Origin of the sequence: Neobacillus sp. SM06, from assembly GCF_050496765.1 — a bacterium.
Lineage (GTDB): Bacteria > Bacillota > Bacilli > Bacillales > Cytobacillaceae > JAEVLT01.
Window position 1 is genome coordinate 205,315 of sequence record NZ_JBNWEO010000013.1, and the last position, 16,001, is coordinate 221,315.

Annotated in this window: 17 protein-coding genes and 1 pseudogene; 3 read left to right on the forward strand and 15 right to left on the reverse strand. The window is 42.1% G+C overall.

The genetic code is table 11. The features are described from left to right. Positions 1-7: 7 nt before the first annotated feature. The 8 genes and pseudogenes from ACQYAD_RS06075 to ACQYAD_RS06110 all read right to left on the reverse strand — a co-directional run. On the reverse strand, positions 8-2,158 hold the full coding sequence (locus ACQYAD_RS06075) for a penicillin-binding protein (RefSeq protein ID WP_430236372.1): 2,151 nt from the start codon (positions 2,156-2,158) through the stop codon (positions 8-10). Further along, positions 2,155-2,520 carry a cell division protein FtsL gene (gene ftsL, locus ACQYAD_RS06080; RefSeq protein WP_430236373.1) on the reverse strand — a complete coding sequence of 122 codons (366 nt, stop codon included), beginning with the start codon at positions 2,518-2,520 and terminating at the stop codon, positions 2,155-2,157. The genes ACQYAD_RS06075 and ftsL overlap by 4 nt, the downstream gene beginning before the upstream one ends. A gap of 23 nt (positions 2,521-2,543) precedes the next feature. Then, complete coding sequence (rsmH, locus tag ACQYAD_RS06085) at positions 2,544-3,476, reverse strand: 16S rRNA (cytosine(1402)-N(4))-methyltransferase RsmH (protein ID WP_430236374.1); 933 nt, start codon at positions 3,474-3,476, stop codon at positions 2,544-2,546. Between the two features lie 70 nt (positions 3,477-3,546). Further along, entirely contained in the window at positions 3,547-3,978 is a 432-nt protein-coding gene (gene mraZ, locus ACQYAD_RS06090; RefSeq protein ID WP_430237214.1) for a division/cell wall cluster transcriptional repressor MraZ, read from the reverse strand. 142 nt (positions 3,979-4,120) lie between these two features. After that, a complete protein-coding gene (gene bshC, locus ACQYAD_RS06095) occupies positions 4,121-5,755 on the reverse strand; it encodes a bacillithiol biosynthesis cysteine-adding enzyme BshC (RefSeq protein WP_430236375.1) in 1,635 nt (544 codons plus the stop codon). Between the two features lie 109 nt (positions 5,756-5,864). Then, entirely contained in the window at positions 5,865-6,764 is a 900-nt protein-coding gene (locus ACQYAD_RS06100) for a 2-dehydropantoate 2-reductase (protein ID WP_430236377.1), read from the reverse strand. 85 nt (positions 6,765-6,849) lie between these two features. Next, positions 6,850-7,113 (reverse strand): carboxyl transferase domain-containing protein, encoded by a 264-nt coding sequence (locus ACQYAD_RS06105; protein ID WP_430237216.1) that lies wholly within the window; start codon positions 7,111-7,113, stop codon positions 6,850-6,852. Further along, positions 7,102-7,574 (reverse strand): annotated as a pseudogene (locus ACQYAD_RS06110) (carboxyl transferase domain-containing protein); the annotation flags it as partial. The pseudogene ACQYAD_RS06110 and the gene ACQYAD_RS06105, both read right to left, overlap by 12 nt. A 192-nt stretch (positions 7,575-7,766) precedes the next feature. On the opposite strand from ACQYAD_RS06110, the gene ACQYAD_RS06115 reads away from it, so the two are divergent. Next, positions 7,767-8,240 (forward strand): N-acetyltransferase, encoded by a 474-nt coding sequence (locus tag ACQYAD_RS06115; protein WP_430236379.1) that lies wholly within the window; start codon positions 7,767-7,769, stop codon positions 8,238-8,240. A gap of 66 nt (positions 8,241-8,306) precedes the next feature. On the opposite strand, the gene ACQYAD_RS06120 is transcribed toward ACQYAD_RS06115, so the two are convergent. The 3 genes from ACQYAD_RS06120 to ACQYAD_RS06130 form a co-directional block, all read right to left on the reverse strand. Beyond that, positions 8,307-8,906, reverse strand: a complete 600-nt coding sequence (locus ACQYAD_RS06120) for an RsfA family transcriptional regulator (RefSeq protein WP_430236380.1) — start codon at positions 8,904-8,906, stop codon at positions 8,307-8,309. 255 nt (positions 8,907-9,161) lie between these two features. After that, positions 9,162-9,335, reverse strand: coding sequence for a 50S ribosomal protein L32 (rpmF, locus tag ACQYAD_RS06125; RefSeq protein ID WP_007086250.1), 174 nt, complete (start codon positions 9,333-9,335; stop codon positions 9,162-9,164). Between the two features lie 80 nt (positions 9,336-9,415). Continuing rightward, on the reverse strand, positions 9,416-9,943 hold the full coding sequence (locus ACQYAD_RS06130; RefSeq protein ID WP_430236383.1) for a YceD family protein: 528 nt from the start codon (positions 9,941-9,943) through the stop codon (positions 9,416-9,418). Between the two features lie 229 nt (positions 9,944-10,172). On the opposite strand from ACQYAD_RS06130, the gene ACQYAD_RS06135 reads away from it, so the two are divergent. Then, a complete protein-coding gene (locus ACQYAD_RS06135; RefSeq protein WP_430236385.1) occupies positions 10,173-11,378 on the forward strand; it encodes a nucleotidyltransferase in 1,206 nt (401 codons plus the stop codon). A gap of 87 nt (positions 11,379-11,465) precedes the next feature. Here the strand turns inward: ACQYAD_RS06135 and ACQYAD_RS06140 are convergent, their stop codons facing one another. Together ACQYAD_RS06140 and ACQYAD_RS06145 are read right to left on the reverse strand one after the other, a co-directional pair. Continuing rightward, positions 11,466-12,485 (reverse strand): SepM family pheromone-processing serine protease, encoded by a 1,020-nt coding sequence (locus ACQYAD_RS06140; RefSeq protein ID WP_430236387.1) that lies wholly within the window; start codon positions 12,483-12,485, stop codon positions 11,466-11,468. A 7-nt stretch (positions 12,486-12,492) separates the two neighbouring features. Then, the gene (locus ACQYAD_RS06145; RefSeq protein WP_430236389.1) at positions 12,493-13,275 is read right to left on the reverse strand and encodes a patatin-like phospholipase family protein; all 783 of its coding nucleotides are present in this window, start codon (positions 13,273-13,275) and stop codon (positions 12,493-12,495) included. A 167-nt stretch (positions 13,276-13,442) separates the two neighbouring features. Between ACQYAD_RS06145 and ylbJ the strand changes: the two genes are divergently transcribed. Next, on the forward strand, positions 13,443-14,657 hold the full coding sequence (ylbJ, locus tag ACQYAD_RS06150) for a sporulation integral membrane protein YlbJ (RefSeq protein WP_430236390.1): 1,215 nt from the start codon (positions 13,443-13,445) through the stop codon (positions 14,655-14,657). A 40-nt stretch (positions 14,658-14,697) separates the two neighbouring features. Here the strand turns inward: ylbJ and coaD are convergent, their stop codons facing one another. Beyond that, positions 14,698-15,183 (reverse strand): pantetheine-phosphate adenylyltransferase, encoded by a 486-nt coding sequence (gene coaD / locus ACQYAD_RS06155; protein WP_430236391.1) that lies wholly within the window; start codon positions 15,181-15,183, stop codon positions 14,698-14,700. 12 nt (positions 15,184-15,195) lie between these two features. Next, positions 15,196-15,756, reverse strand: coding sequence for a 16S rRNA (guanine(966)-N(2))-methyltransferase RsmD (gene rsmD, locus ACQYAD_RS06160; protein ID WP_430236393.1), 561 nt, complete (start codon positions 15,754-15,756; stop codon positions 15,196-15,198). Between the last annotated feature and the right edge of the window lie 245 nt (positions 15,757-16,001).

Genomic DNA, 16,001 nt, shown 5'->3' on the forward strand with positions numbered 1-16,001 from the left:
GATTGGTTTACTGCGCTGCAGGGAGTTGGAAGGTTACCTTTAGGTTGTCTCCTTTCGCAAATGGAGCGCCTGCATTAATGCTCTGACCAATAACATAGCCGTTTCCACTAGTACTTAAGTTAACATCGGCAAGTTTTGCTACTTTCATAACGTCTCTTAACGACCAGCCTGTCAGATCGGGAGCGGTAATTTCACCATCCGTTTTCATGATGACTTTTTCTCCTTCCAGAATGGTTGTTCCGGCTTTTGGCAGTTGGCTGGTAATGGTTGTACCTTTGCCCAGCACCACCGTATCAAATCCTTTATCCTTTAAACTTTTCGCTGCATCGCCAACCGGCTGGCCCGCCAAATCAGGCAGCTTATTGGAAGTTGGTTTATCCACTTTGGTCGGTTGGATATTTAAGTATTGCAGGCTGTTTGTCATCACCGATTTAAAAATTTCCGATACAGGAATCGATCCTTTTGAATAGTCATCTATTTCCGGCTGCTGAACTGCTACGTAAACGATCAGCTTTGGATCGTCCTTCGGAGCCATTCCGAGAAATGAAAACACATAATTTTTGGCCCCGGTTAAATATTTTCCGCCCGGACCCGGGATTTGTGCCGTTCCGGTTTTTCCTGCTACACTATACCCAGGAATTGCATATTTATTGTATCCTGTGCCTTTTGGAGAAGTCACAACCGTTTCCAGCACATCGCGAACTTTTTTCGCTGTATCTGCTGAAATTGGATTGCCGATAACCTCTGGTTCCGTTTGCTTGATTGTTTTCCCCGTATCATGGTTGACCACTTGTTCAACAATATGTGGCTTCATCATTTTCCCGTCATTGGCCACAGCTGTGGCCGCTTGGATTTGCTCAAGCGGAGTAATTGCGGCTCCCTGCCCAAAGGCTGTCGTAGCCTTGTCGATTGGATAGCGGAACGGAATTTTCCCCGATGCCTCATTTGGCAGTTCAATCCCTGTCGGTTTGTCCAAGCCAAACTTGCTTAAATATTCGCGAAAACGGTCAAATCCTAGCTTTTCTTTGGCAATTTTCACAAACGCTACGTTCGATGAGCGCTGAACGCCTTCTAAATAGGTAATTGGTCCCCAGCCGATACCATTCCAGTCTTTCACCCGATTTTCCGGCGTAACATTGTATGTTCCCGATTGATAGGTCTCATTTAAATTAAGCACATTTTCCTGCAGTGCTGCAGATAGTGTAAATACCTTCATTGTTGAACCCGGCTCAAACGGTTCAAGTGCTTGGTTATACCAGCTTTCAGTAATCCCTACTTTTGTTTTAGGATCAAAAGTAGGCCTTTGGCCCATTCCTAAAATATTTCCTGTTTTCGGATCGGCAACAATTGCGACCATTTTAGCCGGCTTGTATTCTTTTTCTACATTGTTGAGCGCATCCTCTAAAAAAATCTGAATATTTTTATCAAGCGTTAAATAAATATCGTCCCCATCTTTTGCTGGAGTCACTTTTGGTTTGTCGCTTGGCAGTAAATACCCCCACAAATCACTTTGGTAGTCGATTTGCCCATCCTTGCCGGTCAGTTCGGTATTAAATGATTTTTCTATTCCTATTCCGACCGTCTTCATCGAACCGTCTTTTTGTTTCATTTGATCCGCATAGCCGATAACATGGGGGGCAAAAATGCCATTTGGATAAAAGCGCTTCGAGCTCCGCATAAAGGTAATTCCGGGAAGCTTCAAATCTTCTATTTTCTTTTTTGTCTCAAGATCAATATCACGTCCTGCTTTGCCAAACTCAACTTGCAGCAGGCCCTTTTTTGTTAAGATTTTATAAATATCCTCCTGGCTCATCTTTATGTATTTCGCCAGTTTTTCCGCCGTCATCTGCGGGTCTACGACGTGTTTCGGATTTTTCGGATTGAGCGTCATTTTTTTATCAAGAATGGCAACCAGGGTATAAGAAGCTGTATCCTCGGCAATGACCTCCCCGTTTTTGTCATAAATAGTCCCCCTGACAGCCGGCAAAATTCCCACTCGGCTATGCTTTGCTTGCGCTTTTGCAGCGAGCGGCTGCCCGTTTATCTCACCGGAAATTTGTATCGAAAAATAACGGAAAATCAATATAAAAAAGAGCAGGCTGAATATTACAAAAATAAACGCTGCTCCTGCATTCATATATGGCTGTTTCTTCATCATTTTTCTTGCACAACCTTAACATTGTTCTCATTTTGGACAAGCCCCATCTTTTTTGCTTTATCACGGATGCGTTCATATGAACTTAATTCGCTTACCTGAACTTGAAGATCTCCATTAACTTTTTGCTGTTCTTTAATGGATGTCTGCACTTGCTGGATGTCTTTGTTTACTTGATAAATTTGTGATTGATTGGAAATCATTTGAATTGCCCCATAGCAGACCATCCCGGCAAAGGCTAATCCAAGCAGTTTCTCTCCAGGAGTCAGCCAAAATGTCGATCTGTCTTTTGCTTTACTTGGGCGAACATTTTCTTGTCCTCGCTGCTGTTGCTGATGTTGTAATTCTCTTGCAAGATTGCTCATTCTTTCCCCTCCTGAAATCTTCTTTATCGTTTTTCTGCAATTCGAAGCTTTGCAGACCGTGCCCGATTGTTTCGCTCTAATTCTTCTTCAGAAGGAGCAATAGGCTTTCTTGTTATAAGCTTCAAGACTGGCTTGTATTCTTCAGGTATCATCGGCAGTCCCGGGGGCAAGTCAGGCAATTCGCTTGCCTTTTTAAAAGCTGCCTTGCAAATCCGGTCTTCCAACGAATGAAACGTAATCACGCAGATTCTTCCGCCAGGTGCCAACAGTTCAATCGCCTGTTCCAACGATTTTTCAAACACCGCCAATTCATCATTTACAGCGATGCGGATCGCTTGAAAAATTCGTTTTGCCGGGTGTCCGCCTTTTCTCCGTGCTGGTGCTGGAATGGCTTCTTTAATCAGTTCAACCAGTTCGCCTGTTGTTTGAATCGGCTTTTTTTCCCTTGCGTTTTCAATTTTGCGGGCAATTTGTTTTGAAAACTTTTCTTCCCCATAGCGAAAAAAAATCCGAACAAGGTCTTCATACGCCCAGCTGTTGACCACATCGTATGCGGACAGGTTCGCCTCCCTGTCCATCCTCATATCGAGGGGCGCATCATGGTGATAGCTGAAACCTCTTTCCGGCATATCCAATTGCGGGGATGAAACGCCAAGATCATACAGAATTCCGTCAACCTGGTCAATGCCTCTTTTTCCAAGCTCCTCTTCCAAGTATAAAAAGTTGCTTTTAATCACGGTCAGTTGCTCATTGAAGGCAGATAATTTTTCCTTAGCGTGTGCAATGGCAAGCTCGTCCTGGTCAAACGCAAATAATCTTCCATTCTGACTAAGATGGGAGAGGATATTGGCGCTGTGACCTGCTCCGCCAAGCGTGCAATCCACATAGATGCCGTCCGGATTGATCTTCAGTCCGTCGACCGCTTCCTTTAATAATACAGTTGTATGTTCAAACATCTTTTTCCACCTTTCCAATCGAAAGCTCGCGAAATGGGTATGGATAAATTATATTAAGATAACTTTCCCATTATATATCAAACCCAATCATATTTTCAGCAATATCCGCAAAAGATTCTTCAGATTGAGCAAAATATTCTTCCCAAATCGGCTTGCTCCAAATTTCAATTCGATTGGAAACTCCTAAAATCACACATTCTTTCTCTAATTTTGCATATTGAAGCAATGGTGCAGGGATATTGATTCTTCCTTGTTTATCCAATTCGCTTTCGGTAGCGCCGGAGAAAAAGAAACGGGTAAAGGCGCGGGCATCTTTTTTCGTCAGCGGCAATGATTTGAGTTTTTCTTCAATCACCTTCCACTCTGACAGTGGGTAGCCAAACAAACATTGATCCAAACCGCGCGTCATGATAAATACATCCCCCAAATCTTCACGAAATTTAGAGGGCACGATCATTCGGCCTTTATTATCAATGCTATGGTGATATTCACCCATGAACATACCCGTAACCCCCATTGCCCCACCATCTAAATAAAATGTACCACAATCCCCCACTTTCCTCCACCTGTTTTTTTATAATTCTCCCCTTTGTTCTAAAAATCCTGTTAAAAAAAGAAAAAACTTCACCTTATGGTGAAGTTTTTTACAATTTGATCACTTTATGTGTTCCGTCAAAGACAAATGGCAGCTCCATCAAATCTTCGATAAGTGCTAAACCATACAGATTGAGATAATAAAAGACATTCCATATCCGTTCTTGAGGAAAACCGTCCGGCCGTAACGCAAGATCAACGCGGGCAAATTTATTCAGAACGACTTGGTGCTGCAGTTGGACCGATTCTTCTAGTTTTTTCTCCATAAAGTCTATTTGCTTTCGTATTCGCCCTTCATTTTTCTCAAGCAGTGGCAATAGGCCTTTATCAAGCTCATTCGTCTTTGCTTCAATTAATTTGTACTGCTGATGCAACTGCTCTTTTGCAGTCGTGAACAATGAGTCAATTTCCTGATCCTTTATCGATTCAAGAAACCGCTGCTTCTCGTGTTCCGTTCCCCGGGCTAAAACGGCTGCTAAATCCAAATTCAATTCTGCCAAATCCGTTTCTGTCGATCGATCAAGCAAAGTAATATTCAAACGGGGAACAATTGGCGGGAGCTTGATGCCAAAATGTTCAAACACAAGCTTGAGCTCAGCCCAATAAGAAATTTCACCTGGGCCTGCAATAAAAGCAATCGTTGGGAACAACCACTCTTGCATCAGCGGCCGCGTCACAACATTGTTGCTCAATTTCTCCGGCTGTTCATCTGCCAACTGAAGCAGGTCTTCTTTTGAAAACGATACGGTGCCGTTTCTGCCCATAAATCGGTCATTGTGGCGGTCGAATTCCAGCAAAATCCGCTCATTTCGTTCTTGATCATAATAAAAAAGATTGGCGGCATTTTCACTTACCTCGAGCGTGATCGGAAATCCCTTTTGACTTATTTTCTGTTGCTGTTCCAATAAAGAATGCGTGATTGAGTCGTGATGATGGATTTGTTTTTTAAACCACTCTTTCTCCAGCTGGCGCAGCTCGCGGTCACCCGAATCAACAATTAAAAGCCCGTAGTCTTTAAACAACTCCATTATTATAAAAGCGAAGAAATCAACAAATGTATTGGACATTGCAAGCTGTTTTCCGACAAAATCGAGCAATGTATTCGTATGCTCGGTTTCACCGAAATTTTCAATTACATTTTTCGCCCACGACAGACATGTCTCTTTATAAAGATCAATGTCTGACACCATCTTCTTGTGCTGTACTTTTTCAGGGTAAATCCATTTATCGACCTTCTGATCCATTGGCAAGAAGACATGGTTCACTTCCTGATAGTCGTGATCTTCACCCGCAATCCAAAAAACCGGTACAACAGGAACATTCAGTTCCTTCTCTTTCTGTTCCGCCAGTTTTATAATGGAAATCACTTTATGTAACGTATAGAGCGGCCCTGTTAAAATTCCAGCTTGCTGTCCGCCGATCACCACTACACTATCCGGATGCCGCAATTTCTCTAATGAGGTTTTGACTCTTGAAGATGTCGGAAAATGAGCCATAAAATTTTCAATATATTCGGCCATTTCATTTCGGGGAAATGGCCGATTTTTCAATTCAGCAAGTCGTTCCCCATCTGCGCTTGGTTGATTAAATGGATAATGGAAAAATGGCTGAATCGTAGCTGTTTGTTGTAAATATTCTGAAGCAAAACGGTTTGTAGCCGGTAAAGAGAGATGGAAAATCTCCATTCATGAACTTCCTTTCTAAAACGATTGTGTACTTTATCGAGTATAGCATTAACAGCATGATTTGAAAAAAAACTTTGCACACAAAAATGAAAAAATATCGGTACCCGAATTATTTGCCTTCTTCTGTTTCCCTCTCTTTTCCCTCGATAAGATGATAAAATACGGTGCAAAGCGGAGCATTCTTTTTCTGTTTTTCTGCCTCTTTCAGCAAAAATCCAAGGATGGATTCCACTTCTGTTTTTCTCCCGGCCTCGATATCTTTCAGCATTGACGAACGATTTTTTGCTGTTTGCCGACAGACATGGACTACTTTTTCAAAGGAAGCTTCGGGATCTTTCAACTTGACGATGCCTGCAATTTCGCTGAAAAAAATTCTTAAAGTCTGATAATAAAACGAATTTGCGATCAGCAGGCCGTTTTCGATCTGAAGAATGGCTGTTAACGGATTCACCATCGCATTCACTATCAGTTTGTCTAATAGCATTTCATAGTAGTTGTCTTGAAAGATAAATGGAAAGCCGCTTGGCGCCTTTTCCATGAACCGGGACAAGGGCGAAAGGCTGCCATTGTATACGGCGACATTGGTAATGCCTTCGCCATGATGGCGAACCGTATAGGAATTTTCTTTCACCGCGCCATGTTCAACCGATCCGACATAAACATTGTTTGCAGAGACGTTTTCCAAAAACGTTAAATGCCCCATCCCATTTTGCAAAAACAACAAACTGTCGCAGGCCGGTATTTCCGAAAGCTTGGCCAGTACCGTTTCCAATTGATACTGCTTCACAGCAAGAATCGCCAAATCGCCCGGTTTTTCATATTCATCCATGCTTTTTGCCTGTACACGAAAAGACACAGATTGCTGATCCTTCACTAGAACTATACCATGTTTATTCAATTCAGCTGCCTGCTGTGACGTTTTTGTGAAAATAGTCACAGCAAACGATTTGCTTAAATACGCGGCAAACAATAGCCCAATTGCTCCTCCGCCAATAACATCAATTTTCATACTTCCGCCCCATTTGCTGTTTTTTCTTTATTTTAACAAAAAGCCATCCCCTTTTCTTTTTTGTTTTGAAAAGGGGATGGTTTGGTTAAACAGGATAGACGGGGTGTTTTCTCGTACTGAAAATCCTTTCTTTCGTTTCGTACAAGCGGAAACGTTCAATTAAAACCGTGCGAAGTTCCGATGGATCGACAATCTCATCGACAATCAGTTCGGAAGCAAGCTTGTAAATATCAATATGCTCTTTATATTCTTGTTGTTTTGCCAAAATAAACGCTTGGCGCTCATGGATCTCTTCTATTTCGTTTAGTTTATTGGAGTACACGGCATTCACTGCCGCTTGCGGAACCATTCCTGACAGCTTAACCTGATTGTAAAAAATTCTTCCTGCGCCGCGCCGATTCGGAAACATTCAATCTGATCGGTTATTCGCGCCCCAGCAGAATCGACGAGATACAAAAGCGGCACGAGCAATTTTTCCGCTGTTTCTTGGATCCGAATTATTTTTTCAACTGTCCTTGCTCCCCATGAACCGGCTTTTACTGTTGAATCATTTGCCATTACACAAACGGTCTGCCCGTTAATTTTTCCAATTGCCGTTACCACTCCATCTGCTGGCAAACCCCCAGCTGTTATATTCGCAAACATCCCGTCTTCTTCGTATTTACCTTCGTCAAACAATAATCGCAAGCGGTCGCGAACAAATACCTTATTCTGTTCTTTTAATTTTTGATGATATTTCAATGGACCTCCAGCTTCGATTTCCTTCCGTTTTGCTTGTAGCAGATCACTGTTATTCTTTAAACCCGCCATTTTCTTTCCCCTTCCCTAAAAATCAAAAATGAATTTAAGCTTTATACCAGAATTTTTTGTTTATTTGTTATATAATGAAAATGTATTCATTATCAAAATAAGCTAAAACTACTCTATTCTGATTCATATTTATTCAACCATCAGCCAATCTATACGAATGAAAGAAATACGAACTTATTTGGGGGGATTTTGATGACGGTCGTTAGATTAAAAGTAAATTTTAAAACGCTTGAAGAGTTTAAACAATTTAAGGAATATGGACTTCAAGAACTTTCCATGCTTGAAGACTTGGAAGCAAATATTGTTGAAGATGATAGCGATTCACCCTTTTACGGAATCTATTTTGGCGATAAATTAGTCGCGCGCATGAGCTTGTATCAAATCCAGGCGAAATTTGACCGCTATTTCTATCCTCCGCAAGATTATCTGGAACTTTGGAAGCTTGAGGTACTCCCAGATTATCAAGGTAAGGGCTATGGCAAAGAGCTTGTCGAATTTGCCAAAAGTTTTGGATTGCCGATTAAAACGAACCCGCGTGTAAAATCAAATGGTTTTTGGGAAAAGATGGGCTTTACTAGCGTCGAATATGAAATGGATCGCGATCGCGGGGAAAATCCGCTTGTCTGGTATCCGGAAGGTGTTACCCCGCAGGAACATTTAAAATGAACTTTTGCGAAGTATTCCAATTTGTAAATACATGATAAAAAGCGGACAAAAGTGTCCGCTTTTTCCCTATTCAACCGTTTCCACTTTTCCTTTCTGCAATCGATCTTCTTTAACCACCATCTTTCTGGCTCGTTCCATAATTTCAATTAAGGAACGATAATCGGCTTCTAGCGCCTGCAATTCCTTTTCAAGTCTTTCATTCTCGGCTGTAAGATCGGCAATCTTTGTCTCTAACTCTTTTATTTTTCCCTGTGATTCCTCCTGATCCGAGAGAACAGCAGCCGACGCTTCCGCCTTTTGATATAAATTCTGCAAATATTGGATGACTTCATCAAACCCAAGCTGTCCGGCTGCTTCGGTAAATTCCTCTTTTGGAAATTCAGAAACAGGTTCAGCCCCTTGTGATTGCACAGCTTCCACTGAATTAGCCGAATGCTTCTTTACTTCTTTCCGCTGCTTTTTAGCAAGCTCAATTCCCGATTTGTATTGCTTCCGGACATACGAATTCCAGCGGAAACCGCAAGCCGCAGCCGTACGGGAAAGATGCCGGCCAACTTCCTCAAAAGCTTGAAGCTGGGTCCCACCTTCCCGTATATGCCGAAGCACCACTTCCGCAAGCAATAAATCTTCATCTTGCGACCATGCATCTTGGCGAGTTGGTGACATCAGAAAATCCCTCCTAGTGTTTTTATTCATACATATGCATCTACTAGAAAAGATAGACTGATATCCCTTTACACTTTTAAAGTTTATTCTGTTTGCCGATAAAATTTTTCACATATGAATGGTGGGCATCACATTCCCATTGGACCCGAGCAGTTGAGAAATTCTTTTTCTATTCTTTCACGAAATCTATTTTCTTCTTAAAACGGCAAAAGCACAAGGAGTAAAACTCTCCTTGTGCTTTAGAAACGAACGAGATTAGTCGTTAACAACTTCTTTCCCTTTGTATGTTCCACAAGCTTTACATACACGGTGAGCAAGTTTCATTTCACCGCAGTTTGGGCATGCTACCATACCAGGAACATTTAATTTAAAATGTGTACGACGTTTTCTTTTCGCAGTTTTAGAAGTTCTTCTAAAAGGTACAGCCATTCTTCCCACCTCCTTAAAGTATTAAGAAAGGAATGAAGTCCGTCATGCTTATGACTTCACTTTGCTTCTTTTAAAACCGATTATGAATCGGAAGAAGTATCATCATCATTAAAAAATTTAGCAAGTCCCGCGAGTCGTGGATCAATCCTTTTCGATTGCTCTTCTTCACGAACAACTTCCCAATCCTTACCGGACTGCGGTGCAGCTCCTTCACGATGGTTCTCATCGCAAAAGACTTGCATTGGAACTTCGAGCAATAAAATCTCTCTAATGACCGGCATTAGATCAATCATATCGCCTTTAAGCTGATGTGCTTCCTCGTCCACATCGTAGTCAGAAACATGGAGAAGATAGGTCTCCGTTGTTTCGACATGGATTGGATAATTGACATCGACTAGTGTACGGGAACAAGGAAGAATAAAATGACCTTCGATTGTTAAATGAAATGTCACTTTTGTTGAACCAATATCAGCCCGACCTGTTACACGGATCGGCGATACTTCCCTGATCGATGGATCACTCTCTTTGATCTCATCAACCCGAATGGTTTCATCAATATAAAAATCCTTGTTTCGATATTTTTGCAACTGGCTTATTGTCCACTTCAATTCAATCACCTCAAGGCAACAAAGGTAATTATAGCCTTCGATATTATTTTTGTCAATGTGTTTTTCTTTACACCCCGACGGTGAATCCAAATGAAAAATGACGGTCAAAATCATTCTTCTTACTAGCATGTCCATTTCAATCTGACTTTTTCACCTAGGGAATAACCATTTAATAAAAATATTGTTATAATGTGAATACTTATGAAGCCTATATAAAGGAGCGTTCGCAATGAAAGCTGTTGGTCTGATTGTTGAATACAATCCCTTTCATAATGGTCATGCCTACCATCTCCAACAAGCAAAAGAAATTTCCGGAAGTGATCTTGTAATTGCGGTCATGAGCGGCAACTTTCTTCAGAGAGGAGAGCCAGCCATTGTTTCCAAATGGTATCGCGCGAAAATGGCGTTAATGGGCGGTGCTGATCTTGTATTTGAACTGCCTTACCGGTTTGCAACTCAAAAGGCAGAAACTTTTGCCAATGGCGCCATTTCACTACTTGATGCAGCCGGATGTGCCTCGATCTGTTTTGGAAGTGAAAGCGGCGATATAAATGCATTTCTAAAAACGGCTGGTAGGATTGAAACAATGCAGAACCAGCTTGACAAGGAAATCAAGCAATGCATGAAAACAGGCATTAGCTACCCAAAAGCGTTATCCTTGGTCTATGATTCCGTTACCGATTCTCCTGACTATGTAAATTTAACAATGCCAAACAATATTCTTGGATACCAATACATACGCGCGATCCGCAAACAAAAAAGCCATTTAAATCCTTTTACGATTGCGCGGAAAAGTGCCGGTTACCACGATGAGCATTTTGCATCGGCCACAATTGCAAGCGCAACGAGCATCAGGAAGGCGATTTTTTCCAACGGAAGCAAAATCGACTCGTTTATCCCTAGTTATACAAAGGAACTTTTAAACAGTTATTTAAACGAGTATGGCCAGCTGCATCAATGGGAAGATTACTGGCCATTGCTCCAGTTTCGCCTCCTTCAAGCCGCTCCCGCGGAACTCAGGCAAATCTATGAGATGGAAGAAGGAATTGAAAACCGGCTAATGAAAGCGGCCAGTCAAGCAGGCAGTTTCCAAGAATTTATGGAAATGGTCAAAACAAAACGCTATACATGGACAAGGCTGCAGAGAATCAGCACGCATATTTTAACAAACGCCAGTAAATCTGAAATGCGGGAAGATGAAGAAAAGGCATCCTATCTGCGATTACTTGGTATGAGTGAAAAAGGAAAAACTTATTTAAACAAGGAGAAAACAAAGTTCAGTGTTCCGGTCATTTCCAAGCTTTCTTCGTATCGTCACAAGGAGATTGACCTTGACATTCGTGCTGCTCGCATTTATGCTGCCGTCCTTCCAGTCAAAAACAAAAAAGCACTCCTCCAGCAGGAATATACGCAGCCGCCGATTTATTTAAAATAAGGAGGGCTTCGCAGGCGAAAATCAACAAACGATAGAACAAACCCTTGTTATGCAATCAAAAATGGATGCCCTAAAAAGGACATCCTCTTATTTTGCAGGTAATTTCTCCAAATAGTTGACAGCTTCATTAAACGAATCGACGGGAACAATTTTCATTTTTGCGCCAATCTTTTTCGCCGTCTTGACCGCATCGCGATAATTCGATTTCTGGCTGCCATGTTCGTTCGGTGCAAAGAAGATTTCCGCGCCCGCGTTGTCGGCAGCGACAATTTTTTGGTCAATTCCCCCAATCGGCCCGACAGAACCATCTGGTGCAATTTCACCTGTACCAGCAATTTTATAACCCTTTGTCAGATCGTCTTTCGTTAGCTGATTGTAGATTTCAAGCGAAAACATCAAGCCGGCAGATGGCCCGCCGATCTCATCGGTTTTGACATCAACATCCGGCTTAACAAGAATGTCTTTATCATCGACAAGCGCAATTCCAATGCCGACCTTGTTCGGCTGATCTTTAAATCGCTGTACGGTAAGTTTGACATCTTTCGTTTGCTTTTTTCGTAAAATCGTGAACTTGACTTGGTCACCTACTCGTTTTTTTTCAATATAGGCGGTAAATTCTTTTGAAGAGGAAAACGAATGTTCATCCACTTTAAAAATTCGATCCCCTGCCTGCAATTTGCCATAGGCCGGCATTCCCGGCATCACATTTAACACGTATATCCCATTGTATTTGTAGCGGACAGGAAGACCCGCTTTATGGTAGGCAACATCAATTGCATTTTGCTTTGAATTTGCCATTAAATACAGCTGGCGAACGTTAAATTCTTCCTCTGTCTCATTTTTCGCCAATATCAGATCGGCAGGGTAGATTTCTTCAAATTGGCTTAACTTCGCTTCCGCCAATGAATAAATATTCGCTCTCCCCATTCGTACAGTCGTTAACATGAAATCCCCTTTTTCACTGTAGCCATTTTTCACTTTGACAATCGGCTTCAAAACCTTCGCCATTCCCGGTTTTGTCACATAGTATGGCAACGTATAAAACATTCCGCCAACCAGTAGCAAAACAATGAGGAAAAGGGAACCGATAAACGCTTTTTTCCGCATTCAACTATTACTCCTTCCACTGCTCAATCAAACACTTTAATTCATCAATCTTTTCTCTCATTTCAGCTTCGCCGATTGCAATAATTTCTGCCACATTAGTAAAGGAAGTGGAACTGTACATTTCCACGCTTGGACAGATCATGAAATCAGAGTCCATCACGCGGTGGCTGACAATCTCGATCTGCATAATGTCAATGCTCTGCATGATCACATCATAAATGGAGGTTATCTCGGCATTGCGCTTCACCCGTGATACATCTGCAGCAATAACAAAATCAGCACCCATATCCCTTGCAACCGAAACCGGAACACGATCAACAACGCCTCCATCCACGAGGAGTCTGCCTTCGTATTTTTCAGGTACAAAAATCCCCGGTATCGAAATGCTTGCTCTTACGGCCTCAGCAATCGGCCCTTTTTGAAATACAACCTTCTCCCCTGTTAACAAATCGGTTGCAACAACCCCAACTGGTATGGAAAGTTCTTCAATATTTTTCCCATGGGTGAATACACGAATAAATTCTTTTACCCTTTTGCCCATTATAAAACCCATTTTGGGAACTGTAAAATCTAAATAATATTTTCTTTTAAATGCCCCTGATAATTTATACAGGTGATCGATCTCAATTCCCACCCCGTAGAAACATCCAACGAGCGCTCCCATGCTGCTGCCGGCGATAAGATCAATCGGAATTCCTTCTTCTTTCAGCACTTTGATGATTCCGAGGTGGGCAAAACCGCGCGCTCCCCCAGAACCAAGTGCTAAGCCAATCCGCGGACGACGTCCCACACCATTCCCTCCTTACCAATCCATCGTTATGATTGCTTACCAATCCATTGTTCGGCCAAGGCTCAGAAATCTCCTTCAATCATATGGTCTAAAATAGCATTCTATGAGTATATTGTTTTATATGAGGATAGGACAAGGATTTTGCAGGAGAGGAGGCTTTTAAACACTTGTTTCGTTCAAAATTAAAGACAATTATTTTGTCTGTTTCGGTTACCGTTTTGGCCGCATCGATGATCTCTTTTCCACAAGAATCATTTGATGCTTCCATTCGCGGTTTAAATATGTGGTGGGAAATTGTATTTCCGTCCCTGCTTCCATTTTTCATCGTGTCAGAAATGCTGATTGGATTTGGTGTAGTGAAATTTCTCGGCGTTTTGTTAGAACCACTGATGCGGCCGCTTTTTAAAGTTCCTGGAGTTGGCGGATTCGTCTGGGCGATGGGCATGGCCTCCGGCTATCCATCCGGAGCGAAATTAACAGCCAGGTTGCGCCAGGAAGGGCAGTTAACACAAATTGAAGCGGAAAGGCTTGTTTCCTTTACCAACTCCTCAAATCCGTTATTTATTTTTGGTGCGGTTTCGGTTGGTTTTTTCCATAATCCGCAAATCGGTATTATTCTTGCCTTGTCCCATTACTTAGGCAATATTTGCGTTGGCATTATAATGAGGTTTTACGGAAAAGAAGAGTTGGGAGAACGCCGTGGCAGAAAGAGGCGCTTCCATCTTCGGAACGCTTTTTCAACCCTTCATCAAACAAGGATTAAAGACAACCGCCCGATCGGCAAGCTGTTAGGCGATGCTGTGACCTCTTCAATTCAAACATTGTTGATGATTGGCGGCTTTATTATTCTGTTTTCGGTAGTCAACAGGCTGTTGTACCATCTGCATATTACTGCGGTGCTTGGAAAAGGGGTGGAATTGCTGCTTACATCTCTATCTTTTCCAACCACGCTTAGCATTCCATTTATTTCGGGGCTGTTCGAAATCACACTTGGGAGCAAGTTAACAAGCCAAGTTCAAACAGCTACCCTTTTGCAACAGCTGATGGTTACCAGCTTTATACTCGCTTTCAGCGGCTTTAGTGTACAAGCGCAGGTTGCCAGTATTCTTGCTCAAACTGACATTCGTTTTCAGCCATTTTTTACAGCGAGAATCATTCATGGCTTTCTGGCGAGCATTTTTAGTTTTTTGCTATGGAAGCCCTTTTCAGAACGGATAACTGCGGCAGTTCAGCCGATGAATGCGATTCCGGCAAGTCTGATTGGTGACGATTCATGGCTTGCGGCACTGTACCACTCGATGATCCAAACAGGACCGATTATTACGATTGCCTCCTTGTTTCTTTACGTCGCCGTTCTTTCTTATCGTTATAAAAACCAATGAAAAAATCCGGGTCATTCATTTTTGTCGCCCGGATTTCCCTCTATTCTCGATTAAATTTTTTATGTAGTGCTTGTTCCACCAGCGGGGGAACGAGTTCAGAAATAGTTGCGCCGTATTGAGCGACCTCTTTAACAATGCTTGAACTTAAGAATGAGAATTGATTGTTTGTCATGATGAAAAATGTCTCGATATCTTCATTCAAGACGCGGTTCATTGAAGTAATCTGCATTTCGTATTCAAAATCGGAAACGGCTCGCAGACCGCGGATAATCGCACTCGCATTCACACTTTTCGCATAATCGACAAGGAGACCGTGGAATTCGTCTACCTTTACATTCGGTAGTTCTTTCGTTACTTGTTTTATTAAATCAATCCGTTCCTCAACCGTAAAAAGGGGATTTTTTGAGGAATTGTTCAATACCACAACATACAATTGATCAAAAACTTTTGCCCCTCTTTTGATAATGTCCAAATGCCCATATGTAATCGGATCAAAACTACCCGGGCAAACAGCTATGCTCGCCAAATGAATTCCCCCTTATTCTTCGCCGCCATTTTGATAAATGGACACAGCAATCATCCCATATGTTTCGTATTTTGCTTTTAAAAATGGACCGACACTCTCCGGCAATTCAACCTCACGGCTATGCTCACAAACAATCATTCCACCATTATGCAAAAGGGAATATTCATCAATTTTCGTCAACACATTGATCAATTGCTGTTTTTTATACGGCGGATCTAAAAAAACAAAATCAAATACGACGCCTCTTTTCATAACAGCCTTTAAGGCCCGATCGGCATCGTTTCGATACACCTCTGACCGGTTTTCAAGCTGGCAGCTTTTTATGTTCTCGTGAATGATTTGAATCGCTTTTGCATCACGATCCACAAAAATAGCCCGATCCACACCGCGGCTCAGTGCCTCAATCCCAAGACCGCCGCTTCCGGCAAATAAATCAAGGGCCGTGCCGCCATTGAAATAGGGGCCAATCATGTTAAAGATGGCTTCTTTCACTTTATCTGTTGTCGGCCTTGTTGTATTTCCAGGGACTCCTTTAAGGGCCTTTCCCTTGCAGTTGCCTGATACGACTCTCATTGCCACATCACCACAAATTCACATTATCCTTTTTCTTTCCTATCCTATCATAATCAGTTCCATCCGCCAAACATATTCTTACGCTTGATTTGAATTTTGGACGCCGAAAAAATTTATTTGTCATGCGTGTATAAGACAGTTGTTTATGGAGATAATGAAAGTAACAACATCAATTCGAGGATGTTGTTGCCAACCGCGGAGAAGACTTACGTTTCCCCATAAGTTCTTCCTCCGGTTTCTCCTCT